14 protein-coding genes are annotated in these 14,371 nt (G+C 72.7%); 5 read left to right on the top strand and 9 right to left on the bottom strand.

Features of this window, described 5'->3' with window-relative positions; genetic code table 11:
• Nucleotides 1–299: 299 nt before the first annotated feature.
• The 3 genes from ACQP12_RS21375 to ACQP12_RS21365 form a co-directional block, all read right to left on the bottom strand.
• Nucleotides 300–2,264, bottom strand: coding sequence for a potassium transporter Kup (locus tag ACQP12_RS21375; RefSeq protein ID WP_433281393.1), 1,965 nt, complete (start codon nt 2,262–2,264; stop codon nt 300–302).
• A 27-nt stretch (nt 2,265–2,291) separates the two neighbouring features.
• Complete coding sequence (gene rph / locus ACQP12_RS21370) at nt 2,292–4,889, bottom strand: rifamycin-inactivating phosphotransferase (protein ID WP_433281391.1); 2,598 nt, start codon at nt 4,887–4,889, stop codon at nt 2,292–2,294.
• Nucleotides 4,890–5,052: 163 nt separating this feature from the next.
• A complete protein-coding gene (locus tag ACQP12_RS21365) occupies nt 5,053–5,709 on the bottom strand; it encodes an HAD family hydrolase (RefSeq protein WP_433289357.1) in 657 nt (218 codons plus the stop codon).
• 257 nt (nt 5,710–5,966) lie between these two features.
• Here ACQP12_RS21365 and ACQP12_RS21360 point away from each other — a divergent pair, with 257 nt between their 5' ends.
• Genes ACQP12_RS21360 through ACQP12_RS21350 form a run of 3 tightly spaced genes read left to right on the top strand, consistent with a single transcriptional unit; the run spans nt 5,967 to nt 7,032 of the window.
• Complete coding sequence (locus ACQP12_RS21360; RefSeq protein ID WP_357943658.1) at nt 5,967–6,329, top strand: DUF2089 domain-containing protein; 363 nt, start codon at nt 5,967–5,969, stop codon at nt 6,327–6,329.
• Nucleotides 6,326–6,586, top strand: coding sequence for a hypothetical protein (locus tag ACQP12_RS21355; protein WP_433281389.1), 261 nt, complete (start codon nt 6,326–6,328; stop codon nt 6,584–6,586). Before ACQP12_RS21360 ends, ACQP12_RS21355 begins: the two co-directional genes overlap by 4 nt.
• Before the next feature lie 20 nt (nt 6,587–6,606).
• Complete coding sequence (locus ACQP12_RS21350; protein WP_433281387.1) at nt 6,607–7,032, top strand: SHOCT-like domain-containing protein; 426 nt, start codon at nt 6,607–6,609, stop codon at nt 7,030–7,032.
• Between the two features lie 58 nt (nt 7,033–7,090).
• Here ACQP12_RS21350 and ACQP12_RS21345 read toward each other — a convergent pair whose 3' ends face one another.
• The 4 genes from ACQP12_RS21345 to ACQP12_RS21330 all read right to left on the bottom strand — a co-directional run bounded on the left by ACQP12_RS21345 (nt 7,091) and on the right by ACQP12_RS21330 (nt 9,326).
• Nucleotides 7,091–7,405: a hypothetical protein gene (locus ACQP12_RS21345; protein ID WP_433281385.1), complete on the bottom strand. Its 315-nt coding sequence runs from the start codon at nt 7,403–7,405 to the stop codon at nt 7,091–7,093.
• Between the two features lie 87 nt (nt 7,406–7,492).
• Nucleotides 7,493–7,618, bottom strand: a complete 126-nt coding sequence (locus tag ACQP12_RS21340) for a hypothetical protein (protein WP_433281384.1) — start codon at nt 7,616–7,618, stop codon at nt 7,493–7,495.
• 141 nt (nt 7,619–7,759) lie between these two features.
• Nucleotides 7,760–8,122, bottom strand: a complete 363-nt coding sequence (locus tag ACQP12_RS21335; protein ID WP_433281382.1) for a hypothetical protein — start codon at nt 8,120–8,122, stop codon at nt 7,760–7,762.
• A 202-nt stretch (nt 8,123–8,324) separates the two neighbouring features.
• Nucleotides 8,325–9,326, bottom strand: a complete 1,002-nt coding sequence (locus ACQP12_RS21330; RefSeq protein WP_433281380.1) for a DUF5937 family protein — start codon at nt 9,324–9,326, stop codon at nt 8,325–8,327.
• 73 nt (nt 9,327–9,399) lie between these two features.
• Here ACQP12_RS21330 and ACQP12_RS21325 point away from each other — a divergent pair, with 73 nt between their 5' ends.
• Entirely contained in the window at nt 9,400–9,906 is a 507-nt protein-coding gene (locus ACQP12_RS21325; protein ID WP_433281378.1) for a tetratricopeptide repeat protein, read from the top strand.
• 54 nt (nt 9,907–9,960) lie between these two features.
• Here the strand turns inward: ACQP12_RS21325 and ACQP12_RS21320 are convergent, their stop codons facing one another.
• Complete coding sequence (locus ACQP12_RS21320; RefSeq protein ID WP_433281376.1) at nt 9,961–11,334, bottom strand: MFS transporter; 1,374 nt, start codon at nt 11,332–11,334, stop codon at nt 9,961–9,963.
• Entirely contained in the window at nt 11,331–11,678 is a 348-nt protein-coding gene (locus ACQP12_RS21315) for a nuclear transport factor 2 family protein (RefSeq protein WP_433281374.1), read from the bottom strand. Before ACQP12_RS21315 ends, ACQP12_RS21320 begins: the two co-directional genes overlap by 4 nt.
• Before the next feature lie 77 nt (nt 11,679–11,755).
• Here ACQP12_RS21315 and ACQP12_RS21310 point away from each other — a divergent pair, with 77 nt between their 5' ends.
• Nucleotides 11,756–14,362, top strand: coding sequence for a helix-turn-helix transcriptional regulator (locus ACQP12_RS21310; RefSeq protein ID WP_433281372.1), 2,607 nt, complete (start codon nt 11,756–11,758; stop codon nt 14,360–14,362).
• Nucleotides 14,363–14,371: the final 9 nt, after the last annotated feature.

Below are 14,371 nucleotides of genomic sequence, written 5' to 3'. Positions count from 1 at the left end.
AATGCACCGTAATCGCTCACCATGCGGGCCCGGCCCGGTTGCCAAAAGTGGTCCCCGGAGGGCAGGGAATTCCGGCCTCGGCCCGGGCAGCACTCCTTCGACCGGCTTGTGCCGTTTCGCGAGGCTCCGATCGCGCGACGAACGGTGTTTTCCGCCGTTCATTTTTGTCGAAACGGTGGCGATCGGATATCGCACGCCGGTTCCTGCCAACCGGGCAACAGGGAAACGCTTCGGGGCGGTGTGACCCGATCGGATGCTCGAAGGAAGCAAAGCGCTCAGGCGAGCCGATCGGGGCAGGCTCAGACCGCCACCTCGGCGCTCAGGACGATGGTGCGTTCCTCGGGCAGGTGGAGGAATTCGACGTGGCTGGCGGCGTTGTGGGCGAGGGCGATGAACAGGCGCTTGCGCCAGACGGCCATGCCGGGCTGGCGCGTGCACCGCAGCGTGATCCGTGAGACGAAGTAGGAGACCTCCTCCAGGTCGAGGTTGATGTCCCTGGTGTGAGGGTGGGCGGCCGCGCGGCGAAGCACCTCGGGGAAGTCGGTGGGGTCCTGGAAGCCGAATTGGGCGTCGATGTGGATGATGCCGTCGTTCGGGTCGCCGAGGTCATCGATGGTGAGGCGCTGATCCCAGGGGATGTGCGGGACGTTCGCGGTGCGACCCGTGATGATCACGATTCTTTCGTGCCGGACGTGGTAGTGCGCGACGTTCGCCCGCAGCGCCAGGGGCGTGGTCTCCTTGTTCGGGTGCGGGAACACCGCGGTGCCCGGCACCCACGGGATGTTCGTGGCGTGCAGGCTGTCGAGGAACTCGGGGAGAGGTCCCTCCCGTTCGATCCGCCGGGCGGTCACCAGTTCGGCCCCGCGTCGCCAGGTCAGCAGGACCGTGAACAGGATGCTCGCGATGAGCAGCGTCAGCCAACCGCCGTGGGTGACCTTGGCCAGGTTCGCCGTGAAGAAGGTCAGCTCGACGCTGCCGAAGACGACCCCGAACAGCGCCAGCCGCCAGGTGGGCCAGCGCCACCGCGCTCGCGCGACGACCAGGAACAGGGTCGTGGTGATCATGAAGGTGCCGGTGACCGCCACGCCGTAGGCGGCGGCAAGGTTCGTGGACGAGCCGAACGCGAACACCACCACCAGAACCGCCGCGAACAGGCCCCAGTTCACTCCCGGGGCGTAGATCTGTCCGTACTGGCGGCGGGACGTCTGCCGGATGCGCAGGTGCGGCAGGAAGCCCAGCCGCATGGCCTCCCGGGACACCGAGAACGCCCCGGAGATCACCGACTGGGACGCGATCACCGTGGCCACGGTGGCCAGGACGACCATCGGCAGCTGCGCCCAGCCCGGCAGCAGCAGGAAGAACGGATTGCCCCGGCTCTCCGGCGTCCGGAGGATCAGCGCGCCCTGGCCGAGGTAGTTCAGGGTCAGCGCGGGGAAGACGATCCCGAACCAGGCGCGGCGGATCGGCGCGCGACCGAAGTGCCCCATGTCGGCGTAGAGCGCTTCGGCGCCGGTGATCGACAGCACCACGGCGCCCATCGCGATGAACGCGATCACCGGGTGGTCGACGACGAACAGGGCCGCGTACGTCGGTGACAGCCCGGCCAGGACGTTCGGGTGACGGATCACCTCGGCCGCGCCGGCGACGCCCAGGCAGGCGAACCAGAGCAGCATGATCGGCCCGAACACGGCCCCGACCCGTCCGGTGCCCCAGCGCTGGATGGCGAACAGCAGGGTGAGGATCACCGCCGACGCCGGCAGCACCACCACCTCCAGCGCCGGGGAGACCACCTCCAGTCCTTCCACCGCCGACAACACCGAGATCGCCGGGGTGATCACACTGTCGCCGTAGAACAGGGCCGCGCCGAGCGCCCCGAGCGCCAGCACGGTCTCGGCGCGCCGTGCGCTGACCTTGAGCAGCGCCCTCCGGGCGAGGGCGGCCAGAGCCATCACGCCGCCCTCGCCCTCGTTGTCGGCCCGCAGGATGAAGATGACGTACTTGACCGACACGATGAGGATGATCGACCAGAAGACCCACGAGATCACACCGAACACGTCGGGAGCGTCCGGTGTCAGGCTGCGGTCGAGGGTGAAGACCGTCTTCAGCGCGTACAGCGGGCTCGTGCCGATGTCGCCGTACACCACCCCCAGCGCGCCCAGCAGCAGGCCGACGCCCGCCGGCGATGGCCGGGACGCCCTCCCGTCATCCGCCGCGGCCTCCTGGGCGCCTGCCCCGGGCTGCTCATCGCTTACGCGCTCCGCCACCCCATAGGCATACCGTCGGGCGGTCGGTCACGGCAGGATTTCGACGTACCCGTCGGTCCCGTGTACGCGAATCCGCTGCCCGTCCCGGATCAGCCTGGTCGCGTGCTCCACGCCGACGACGGACGGCAGGCCGTACTCCCGGGCGATCACCGCCCCGTGGGTCATGAGGCCTCCGATCTCCGTCACCAGCCCCTTGATCGCGACGAACAGGGGCGACCAGCTCGGGTCGGTGTACGCGGTGACCAGGATGTCGTCCGGTTCGAGCTCGGCCTCGGCCAGGTCCAGAATGACCCGAGCCCGCCCCTCGACGACCCCGCCGGACACCGGGAGGCCGACCAGCGCGCCGGCCGGCACGTCGTCGCGCCGGTACGCCCCGGTGATGGCCTCACCCTCCGACGTGAGCACCCGGGGCGGGGTGAGCGCGTGACAGGAACGGAACTCGTCCCTGCGCCGGTGGATGAGCTGATCATCCACCTGGTGGGTGCGTACGACGTCGTGCAGCTCCTGGAACGTGAGGTAGAAGATGTCCTCCTTCTCGCGGAGCACGTTCGCCCGCACGAGGCGTTCGGCCTCCTGCATCAGGGCCTGCTTGTAGACGAAGTAGCGGCTGATGATGGCGTACTTCGGATACTCCCGGTACCCGATGAAGGTGCGGACCCGGTCGATCATCCGCTTGGCCTCCTCCGCCTTGCGCTCGCCGTCCGGCAGGGCCCGCAAGCGCTCCAGGACCTCCTGCTCCTTCTTCTCCGCCTCCTGGCGCCCCTGCTCGAAGCGCCGCTCGCGAGCGCCCGGCTCGAAGTTCCGGACGTTGTCGAGGATGACGGGCACGAGGGTGGTGGGGCGTTCGCTCCACCGCGGCCTCGTGATGTCGATCTCGCCGACGCAGCGCATGCCGTACCTGTCGAGGAAGGCCCGGATGGCGTCTCGCGCCTCCCGGCCGCCCGGAAGCTCGGGCAGCTCAGCCAGGAAGCCCTCGTCCTCGACCTCCTGCAGGAAGGCCACCACCTCCGGATGCGGACGGATGACGTCGGCGACGTCCAGGAGCGCCAACCCCATCTCCGACGTGACGTTGTGGGGCGCGGACAGGGTGAGCGTGTCGGCCGCGTTCTTCTCGCCCAGCCACGCCTGCAGCTGCTCGTTGAGCCACCACGTGGCCTCCATCCCCGCCATGATCGCCTGCATGCTCCGCGGGTCGCCCAGGAGCCGTTTGTGCTCCTGGAACGCCGTCAGGAGGAAGTCGAACAGCGCCGGCCCGGAGGTCGTCGCGATGTCGCGCCGCAGGGCGGCGACGGACGCCTGGCTGTGTGCGATCAGGTCGGTGACGATGGCCGGATCGGTCTCGATCGGTGCCGGCCCGCCGCCGGCGCGCGGTCCGGCCGGGCCCTGGTCGGGGAGCGACGGGATGAAGTCGCCGCGGTCGATGACGGTCTCCAGCGCGTCCCGGACCAGCGGATCGGATCGTCCCGCCATCTCCAGCAGGCCGGCGCGGCTCGACGGCGATGCCAGTGCCCGGGTGGCGTCGACGAACAGCCGCCCACCGGCGGCATGCATCGGCGCCATGGCCGTCAGCTGCCACATGGAGAGCCCCAGGGGCCTCATGGGGTCGGTCATCATCTGCTGATGACCGACCGAGATGAAGACGTGGTTCTCCTCGTCCCCGATCTCGGGAACGGGGAACAGCGTGGTGATCGGCCGGCTCTGGACGATCTGGAAGTCGTCGTCGACCAGGCACCATTCGATGTCCTGGGGGTGGCCGAAGTGGGCTTCGATCCGCCGGCCCAGCTCCACCAGCCGGACGACCTGCGCGTCCGTCAGCGCCGGCTGGTCCTGCCGCTCCGGGTCGATCGCCTGTTCCGTCGTCCCGCCAGCCGGTAGGGCGTGGACGGCAAGCCGCTTGGTGGCGATGGCCTTGTCGACGATCTCACCGTCGCGCACCCGGTAGGCGTCCGCGTTCACCAGCCCGGAGACCAGAGCCTCGCCCAGGCCGAAGCTGGCCTCCACGGAGGCGACCCTGCGGTTGGACGTGACGGGATCGGCCGTGAACAGGATGCCGGACACCTGCGGGAAGACCATCTGCTGCACGACGACGGCCATGTGGACGGTGCGGTGGTCGATGCCGTTCCGCTGGCGGTAGGTCACGGCCCGCTCGGTGAAGAGCGAGGCCCAGCACCGGCTGACGTGCCGGAGGATCGCCGCCGTCCCCATGACGTTCAGGTACGTGTCCTGCTGGCCCGCGAAGGAGGCCGTCGGCAGGTCCTCCGCCGTCGCGCTGGATCGGACGGCGTAGGCGGCCCGCTCATCGACCTGGGTGAGAGCCCGGGTGATCGCCGCGGCCACGTCGTCGGGCAGGACGGTCCCCTCGATGGTCCGGCGGATCTCCGCGCTGAGCGCGCCGACCGCCTCGCGGTCGTCCGGGTTCAGGCGCGCCAGCTGATCGAGCCGGTCGTCGATCGACGGCGCCTCGGCCATGATCCGCCGGAAGGCGTCCGTCGTGACGCAGAAGCCGGCCGGTACGCGGATGCCGCCGATCCGCGCCAGTGCCCCGAGGTGCGCGCCCTTGCCGCCGACGATCGCGACCTGCCGGTCGTCGACCTCGTGGAGACCCCGCACGTACTGCTCGATCATGGTGCCCCATTTCTTCGCACATTTCCGGGTCCGGCCGACGATTCTGCGGCACAACCCGGGTCTTGCGGCAAGCCCCCCGGTGCGATATACGTTGAAGTGGGACGAGGATCTTGGTTGTGGTGACCCGAAGCCGGAATTCCGGCGCGGGTTGTCGAATGGGCGCTCAGCCGCTCAGCGCGTTGTGTTTCGCCACCAGGATCGGGAGTTCGTCGAGCGAATCGATGCGGAACAGGCACCGCTCGGACACGGCGGGCATGTCGAGGATGTGACCCCACGGGCTGCGCCGGATCAGGCACGCCTTCATGCCGGCCGCCACGGCCGGGCGTGCGTCGTTGTCGGGCCGGTCGCCGACGTACAGGATCGACGAGGCATCGCCGCCGCCCGCGCGGATGACCCGCTCGAAAAAGGCCGGTGACGGCTTCTCCGCCCCCCAACCGTCCGACGTGCCGATCAGGTCCACGGTCAGGTCGAGCGCGCGGAGGAGCGGCTCGGCGTGCGCCGGTTGGTTGCCGGCCAGGCCCACGAACAGGCCCTGATCCTTCAAGGCGGTCAGGCACGCTCGCGCGTCCGGGTAGAGGTCCTCTTCGCCGAAGGTCTCCGGCCTGCCGGCGGCTGCCCGGCGCTCGCGCTCGGCCGCGAGATCGAAATCGGGCCGGAAGGCCCGGAACGTCTCCCGGTAGTCCAGACCCCGGGCGATCACCGCACCGAAGACCGCCGACAACGTGTGCCGTGGAACGCCGAGCCAGTCCGCCCAGGTCGCGAACTCGCGGGACTCGTCGAGAATCGTCCCGCCGACATCAAAGAAGACCGCGTCGATCACTGCCGTTCCTCCGTCACCGTCGCGCGCCATCGGATCATAGATCGTCGGAGTTTCCTTCATGATCACCATGGACCGGTGGGTGCCGCCACGGCCGGGGCCCGGCCGGGCGCCGCGGCGAGGCGGCGCGCGGCCCGGACGGAGAGCTGACGCCTCAAAGCTAAGGATCGACTCAAGAAAATTAAGGCTTTGGCATTGACCCCTTGAAAAAGTGAAGATACAAAGGAGTGCAGGAGCGTCATCGAGGCGAGGAGTCGAGGGTGGACTGGCAGGAGCTGACGGACCTGACGCGCGGGCAGCCGTTCGTGGTCGAGCGGGTCCGCCTCGCCGGCAACGGCGTCGTGGTCGAAGGTCAGTTCGAGCCACCGCAGCTCGCTCAGCTCAGCGTCGACGACCAGGTGTTCGTCGCCGCGTTCGTGCGGTCGCACGGTTCGATCAAGGAGATGGAGCGGATCTTCGGGGTGAGCTACCCGACGATCAAGTCCCGGCTGAACCGGATCGCCGAGACCCTCGACTTCGTCGACACCGACCCGGCGCCCACCGGCGCCGACGTCGTCGACCGGCTGCGGCGTGGGGAGATCAGCGCCCAGGAGGCGCTGGCCGAGCTGGAGAGGTCCCGATGATTCCGCAGCTGGTGACCGTCCACCATCGCCGTCCCGACGGCCTCTGGCGGCGACTGTACGTCCCCGTCCTGCCGGTGCTGCTGGTGCTGTCACCGCTGTTGCTGCTCGCCGTGCTGGGGGGACTGGTCGCCTGCCTCACCACCCGGGTGAGTCCGGTGGGCGCGCTGCGCGGCACGGGGCAACTGCTGTGGGCGCTGCCCGGCACCCGCATCGAGGTCGAGCAGGGCCGGACGGCCGTGCTCGTGAGCGTCAGATGACTCAGAGGGGGAGCAGCACCATGAACGAGCAGCGCCGTCAGATCCTGCAGATGCTGGCCGAGGGCAGGCTCACCGCCGACGAGGCCGAGCGGCTGATCGGCGCCCTCGAACGGGAACAGCCCGAGTCGCCCCCGGGAGCCACGCCCCGCCCGAAACCCCGACCCAGATACCTGCGGGTGCTGGTGAGCTCGACGGACGACTTCGACGGGCCGGGCCGGGTCAACATCCGGGTGCCGCTGCAGCTGCTGCGCGCCGGGGTCCGGCTCACGAGCCTCATCCCTCCGCAGGCGCTCACCAGGGCCAACGCGGAGCTGAACAGGTCAGGGGTGCCGTTGGACCTGACCCAGCTCAAGCCGCAGCACATCGAGGAGCTCATCGAGCACCTCGACGACGTCACCATCGACGTCGACCAGCCCGACACCAAGGTGCAGGTGTTCTGCGAGTGACACCGCGCCGGCGCGGACGAGCACCTGACGGTGGGGCGACGGCAGGTGCCTCGACGGCTCAGTGCCGAGGCCCGCCGGCGTGACGGTCCGCCGCGGCGTACGAGGCGGCCGCGGTGAGCGCGGAGACGACCAGCACGGAGGGCCAGGCCCCGATGCGCCTGGCCAGGGGGTGCGACAGGCCGAAGGCCCCGGCATAGGTCGCGAGCAGGGCTGCGGTGACGGCGGGGCTGGTCCGCCGGGCCCACTCGCGTCCCGCCAGCACGCCGCCCGCAGCGAGGACCACGCCGCCGAGGGAACGGTTACCGGTCCGGCGGGCGAGTTGCCAACCGCCGATGAGGGACCCGGCGGTGGTCACTGCGGTGGGGAGGCCCATGCCCCGACCGTACACCGCTGGGCGCCGCCGGGATCCGTGCTGGCGGCGGCCCGCCCGGCCGGGATCGCGGTGTCCGCCGCCGGGTGTTCAACCGGCGGTCGTGCGGGCCCGGGACGTCGGTGCGGCCAGCTCGGCCAGGTGCCGCAGCGAGTTGGTGAGATGCTCCGGAGCGAACGGCGGGAACTGGATGTGCTCCCGGATGGACGGCGGCACCGCCGACCAGTCGTAGGTGAGCGTGACCTCGGTCCCGGACGGGCCGAGCGGCGCCAGGTCGTAACGCCACAGCCAGCCGCCGTCACCGTACGACGGCCACCGTCGCCAGCAGGGTCAGATCGGTGAGGGCGGCGTAGCGGCTCAGGACCGCCGGCCGCGTGTGCGCAGCGCGTCCTCCGACTGGACGTCGATGTCGGCGTCGTCGGGGAACGACCGTCCCGACGGCGCCGGGTCCGGTGGCGCGCCGGGACCCGCCATCGGCGTACGGGTGGGCTCGACCCGCCCGAACCCGTGCCGGCCCGCGCGACCCGACGGCCCGGCCGGCGCGTCGGCCCTGCGCTCGCCGCGCCGTCCCTCGGGTACGGCGGTCTCCTCGCTGCCCTCGTCCATCGGATCGTGCTCGCCCGCGCCCCACGGCGGTTCCGCGTCGAAGCCGTCCCGGGTGATCCACGGGGTCGCCGCCTCCGGCTGCTGCCCGTCTCCCCGCCTGCTGCTGCCCGTCATCGCGCACCTCGCTGGTCTCGTCCGGCCGGTACCCGGATCGATTGCCCGCCCCGGTCGACGTCATTCCCCCCGACCGGCTGTCCCGCGTGCCGCGAACGCACGACCAGGAGATCCGGTCACTCGGGGACGAAGGGCGCGCCAGCGCTCATCTCCGCCACCGGGGCGCCGCCGCGATGGCCCCGCCCGGCCGGACGCGGCCTGGTCAGGTTCCGGTCGAGGCGGGGAGCGTCCCGCTGAGCAGCGCGCTGCCGAGCGCCGTGCGGCGGTAACGGATCTCGTGCCCGTGGCGCTCGCCCACCACCATCCCGGCCTCACGGAGCACGGTGAGATGCTGCGAGACGGTGCCGGCGGCCAGGGCGTGCCGGTGGGCCAGGACGGTCGTGCTGACGGGCTCGGTGAGCCCGGCCAGCAGGGTCGCCCGGCTGCGCCCGATGAGCCGGCCGGCGGCCGCCAGCTCCTGCGTCCGCGTCGACTGCCACAGGGTGCCCAGGCCGCGCGCCGGATAGATCACGGTGGGTTGCCACGGCTCGTCGAGGATCACCAGGACCTGGTCGAACTTGAACACGCTCGGCATCAGCAGCAGGCCCTCGCCGGTGAGTTGGCGGTCCTCGTGGTCACCGCGGTCGCGGGTGAGGACGCCGTCGTGCCAGCGCAGCTGAGGGTGCAGTTCGGCGAAGAGGCGGTCCAGGCCGCCCTCGGCGAGCCGCCGGCTCTGGTGGACCACGTCGGCGTCGAGCAGGGCGCGGACGTTCGGCCACACCGGCCGGATCACCTCGTGCCACACGTCCCGGACCACCCCGGTGAGCAGGCGCAGCGCGTCGGCTGGATCGGCCAGCAGCCGGCGGCCCGTCGCGGTGTGCGCCGCACCGCGGGTGTCGCGCAGCGAGCGGCCGATCTCCTCGGCCACCCGGTCGAGCGGCGTCGCCTCGATGCGGGCCAGTTCCTCCTCGAAGCGGGGCCGCGCGGTCGTCGGCGGCGGGGACAGGAAGTCCGGGCTGTAGCCGCGGCGCGGCTGCAGCAGCGTGACCGGACGCAGGTCCAGCGCGCCCAGGCGATCCCTCATGGCGTGGAGGAAGCCCTGGTGGTAGCCGGGGGTGTCCTCGGGCGTGGTCAGACGGATGGCTTCGATCGTCTCGAGCACCGGCGACACGGCGAACCGGCAGCGCATGAGGTCGGCCGGGCTGAACCGCAGCGTGATCGCCATTTCCGTCCCCCCGGTGATTCGCTCGTGGCCGAATCACTGGCGACACCCTACCCGGGCCGGCAACCATCGCCCCATGACGCCAGCACCGGATTGGGAACGACGCAGCGCCGAGCTGTGGGCCACCATCGACGACCATGAGCCCGAGGAGTTCCGCAAACGCATCGACACGCTCGCCGCCGAACTGCCGGACGGCGATCCGGTGGCCGCGTTCGAACGCGCCTGCGCCTTCGACTCCACCGGCCACTCCGACCGCGCCGTGCCGCTGTACCGCGCGGCGCTGGCCGGCGGCATCTCCGGCATCCGCCGCCGGCGCTCGGTCATCCAGCTGGCCAGCTCCCTGCGCAACGTGGGCCGGGCCGAGGAGTCGGTCGAACTGCTGACGGCCGAGCGGCAGCAGCCCGCCGACGAGCTCGACGACGCGGTCAGCGCCACTCTGGCGCTGGCGCTGACCAGCGTGGGCCGGGAACGTGAGGCGGTCGCCGTCGCGGTCGCCGCGCTGGCCCCGCACCTGCCCCGCTACCAGCGGTCCATGGCCAACTACGCCCGCCTGCTGGTCGAGCCCGAGGAGGCGGAGAGCTAAGAAGCGCGGTAGCGCCGGCCGCCGTCCCCGTGGACGGCGGCCGGTGTGTCGGCGTCATCGCCTCGGCAGCAGCTGGATGATCGCGGCCAGCGCGAGTTCCAGCACGACGAGCGCGACCAGCCCGGCGCGGAACCCGCCGGTCAGATCGGCGGCCTGGTAGAAGACGATGCCGATGAGGGCCACCCCGACCGCGTTGCCGGTCTGGTTGACCGTGGCGAGCACGCCGGCGGCGGCGCCGGTGTGCGACGGGCTGACCCGGGCCAGCACGGTGGTGGTGAGCGGCGCGAGCGCGATGCCCATCCCGATGCCGTCCACGGCGAGCCCCGGCACGAGCCAACCCGTACCGTGCCCGGTCGCCGCCCACATGCCGTACAGGCCGACCGCCATGATCAGCGCGCCGACGGTGACCACCTGGCGACCGAGCCGGGCGGCGATCCGGTGGGCGTACGTCGAGGTGGCCAGGTAACCGGCGCCGATCGCGGTGAACACGACGCCCGACTCCAGCGCCGACAGGCCCCGCTCCACCTGCAGGTAGAGGGCCAGGATGAGGAAGAAGGACGCCTGCCCCATCCAGAACACCTGGGTCGCCACCAGCCCCACCGAGAACGCCCGCTCGCGGAACAGCGCCAGGTCCACCAGGGGTTGCCGGCCGCGCCGCTGGGTCGCCACGAAGAGCGCGAACAGCAGCACCGACGCGGCCAGGCTCAGCCACGTCCACAGCGGCCAGCCCTGTTCGCGCCCTTCCACCAGCGGCAGCACCAGCGCCACCAGCGCCGCGCTGACCAGGACCACGCCGGCCAGGTCGAGCCGGGTCGCCGGGTGGCGGGACTCGGGCACCCGGCGGAGGAGGGCCAGCGCGGCCACGCCGATCGGCAGGTTGATCAGGAAGCACAGTCGCCAGTCCAGGCCGAACAGGTCGGCCCGGATGAGCAGGCCGCCGATCAACTGGCCGAAGACGGCGCCCAGGCCCATCGTCAGGCCGTACCGGGCGAACGCCTTCGGCTGCTCGGCGGGCGCGACGCTGGTCCGCACGATGGCCAGCACCTGCGGCATGAGCAGCGCCGCCGCGAGCCCCTGCAGCACCCGGGCGCCGAGCAGGACCCCCGCGGTGGGCGCCAGCCCGCAGAGCACCGAGGCGGCGGTGAACAGCGCGAGGCCGAGCCCGAAGATCTGGCGGCGACCGTACCGGTCTCCCAGCCGGCCGCCGGTGATCAGGCCGGCGGCCACCGCCAGGACGTACCCGGCGACCACCCACTCCAGGGCGGCCGGGCCGGCGTGCAGGTCGCGTTGCATCGCCGGCAGGGCCACGTTGACGATGAACGCGTCGATCGCGGTCATGAACGTCGAGATGAGCAGCACCGGCAGGAACCCGCCGGGCCGCGCGGCCGGTGCGGTGACCCGCACCGGCCGCGCGCTCAGGACGGTCATGCCGGCACCCGGTCCAGGAAGCCGTGCACGGTGGCGATCCGGCCGTCGGTGACGACCGCGACGTCGAAGCCGACGACGATCGGCTCGGCGCCGCGCGGGCCGAGGTGCCAGGTGAACCGGGCCAGGTCGTGGTGCGCGTCGACCGGGCCGGCGAGGCGGAATTCCAGGCCGGGGAACTGCTGCTGCACGCCGGCGATCAGCGCGTCGATCTGGTCGCGCCCGACGACGGCGGCCAGCGGGTCGGTGTACGTCCCGTCGGCGGTCCAGACCTCGTCGACGAGGGCCCGGCGGGCGGTGGGGTCGGTGGTGTTCCAGGCGGCGAGGTACTTCTCGATCAGTTCCATGGCCACGACGCTAGGGATGATCCAGCGCCCGGGAATCGGTAGCGCTTAGGTACTCCGTACCTGTGTAGGGTGCGGGAATGTTGCACGGCCGCGGCGCGGAGCAGGACCGGATCGCGGCCCTGGTGGCGCGCGCCCGGACCGGGGAGAGCGCCGCGCTGGTGCTGCGGGGTGGCCCGGGCATCGGCAAGACGGCGCTGCTGGACTGGGCGGCCGAGCCGGCGGCCGGCCCGACGCGCGTGCTGCGCGCCAGCGCCGCCGAGTTCGAGGCCGAGCTGCCGTTCGCCGGGCTGAGCCAGCTCGTGCGGCCCGCGCTCGATCGCCTCGACCGGCTGCCCGGGCCGCAGCGGCAGGTGCTCGCCTCCGCGTTCGGGCTGGGCGGCGGCGCCCCGGCCGACCGGCTGCTGGTGGGGCTCGCCGTGCTGTCGCTCCTGGCGGACCTCGCCGAGGACGGCCCGCTGCTCTGCCTCGTCGACGACGCGCACTGGCTGGACACCGTATCCGCCGAGGCGCTGCTCTTCGCCGCGCGCCGGCTGCACGCTGAGGGCGTCGTGATGATCTTCGCGGCCCGGGACGGCAGCTTTCCCGCCCCGGGCCTGCCCGAGCTGACCGTCGGCGCGCTCGCGCCGGCCGACGCCGTCCGGCTGCTCGACCCGCAGCTCGCCCCGGAGGTACGGATGCGGGTGCTCGCTGAGGCGCAGGGCAACCCGCTCGCGCTGATCGAGCTGCCCGGCGTCCTCGCCGCCGGCGGGGCCGGCGGTCCGCTGCCGCTGACCGACCGGTTGCTGGCGGCGTTCCACGGCCAGGTCGACCGGCTGCCCGCCGGAACGCGGGCGCTCCTGCGCGTCGCCGCCGTCGAGGACACCGGCGACCTGGACGTGCTGCTGCGCGCCGCCGCGCCGCTCGGCGGCGGCCCCGCCGACCTGCGCGCGGCGGAGGAGGCCCGGCTCGTCGAGGTCACCGGACGGCGGCTGCGGTTCCGTCACCCGCTGGTGCGCGCCGCGGTGCATGCCGCCGCGCCGTACCCGGAGCGGCTCGCCGCGCACCGGGCTCTGGCGGACGTGCTGACCGCGCCGGACACCGCCGACCGGCGGGCCTGGCACCTCGCCGCGGCCACCACCGGGCCGGACGAGCAGGTGGCCGCCGCGCTGGAACGCACGGCCGAGCAGGCCCGCGGGCGCAGCGGCTACGGCGCCGCCCTGGCCGCGTTCGAGCGCGCCGCCGAGCTGAGCGCGGACGAGGCCGCGAAGGCGCGCCGACTGCTCCTGGCCGCGGAGAGCGGCCTGCAGTCCGGGCACCTCGGCGACGCGGTCCGGCTCGCCGAGCGGGCGGCCGGGCTGGTGGACGAGCCGACCTTCCACGCCCGCGTCGCCTGGGTGGAGGGGCACGCCTGGTTCTGGCAGGGCGGCCACCAGACCGCGTACGACCTGATGACCGGGGGCGCGCAGCTCGGCCCGGGGCAGCGCGACGCGCTGCTGGTGGCCGCGTTCCACCCGGCCTGGTACCTCGGCGAGCCGCACCTGGGCGCCTGCCTCGACCAGCTCGCCACGCTCGACCATCCGGTGGCCCGCTACCAGGTCGCCGCCGTGCGGGGCCGGCCCCTGCCGTTGGCCGCGACCGCCGCCCAGGTGGGCGGCGCACCCCGCGACCGGGTGCAGCTGTGCGGGCTCGGCTTCGTCGCGGGCCAGGACGCCGAGACGTACGAGCTGGCCGGCACTCTGGTCGCCCGCTGCCGCGCGGAGGGTGTCCTCGGCCTGCTGCCCACCCTGCTGTTCTTCCTCGCCGAGGCGGAGTTCTTCCACGGCCGCCACCGGGACGCCACGGTCAGCCTCGACGAGGCGGTCCGCGTGGCCCGGGACGGCGGCCAGCCGCTCTGGGTCAGCCAGTTGCGTGCCGTCCAGGCCGTGCTGGCCGCGGTGGCCGGCGACGAGGCGCGCTGCCTGGACCTGGTGGCCTCGGCGCTGGACGGCGCCGCGGCGGGCGCCGAGGCGGGCGGTCGGGCGTGGACGCTGTGGGCGCTGGGCCTGCTCGACCTCGGCCAGGGCCGGGTGGAGTCCGCCGTGACCCGGCTCGCCGCCCTGCAGGAGAACCCGTACGCCCACCAGGTGTGCGCGTACCGGAGTGTGCCCGACCTGGTCGAGGCGGCCGTCCGGGCCGGCGTGCCCGAGCAGGCCGAGGAGGCGTACGCCCGCTTCCGGGCCTGGGCGGAGCGGGTGGACCAGCCGTGGGCGATGTCCCTGGCGTACCGGTGCCGGGCGCTGCTGACCGGCGACGAGCAGGATCACCTGCTCGCTCTGAAGCTCGGTGGCCGCCCCTTCGAGCAGGCCCGCACCGAGCTGCTGTACGGGGAGTGGTTGCGGCGCGCCCGGCGCAAGGCCGAGGCACGCGGCCAGCTGCACCGCGCCCTGGACACGTTCGACCGGTTGGCGGCGGCGCCGTGGGCGGCGCGGGCGCGCGGCGAGCTGGAGGCGACCGGGCTGCGTGCTCCGCAGCCGGCCGCGTCGGCCGGCGCCGACCTCACCCCGCAGGAGCTGCAGATCGCCAGGCTCGCCGGCAAGGGGCTGTCCAACCGGGACATCGCGGCGCAGCTCTTCCTCAGCCCGAAGACGGTCGCGTACCACCTGTACAAGGCCTACCCGAAGCTCGGCGTAGCCGGCCGCGCGGAGCTGAGCGCCCTGGCCCTGTGAGCAGCCGCG

It is taken from the genome of Micromonospora sp. CA-244673, from assembly GCF_050948395.1.
In the GTDB taxonomy this organism is placed as follows: domain Bacteria; phylum Actinomycetota; class Actinomycetes; order Mycobacteriales; family Micromonosporaceae; genus Micromonospora.
The sequence above is the reverse complement of the archived record's forward strand: the minus strand, read 5'-3'. Positions and strand labels throughout refer to the sequence as shown.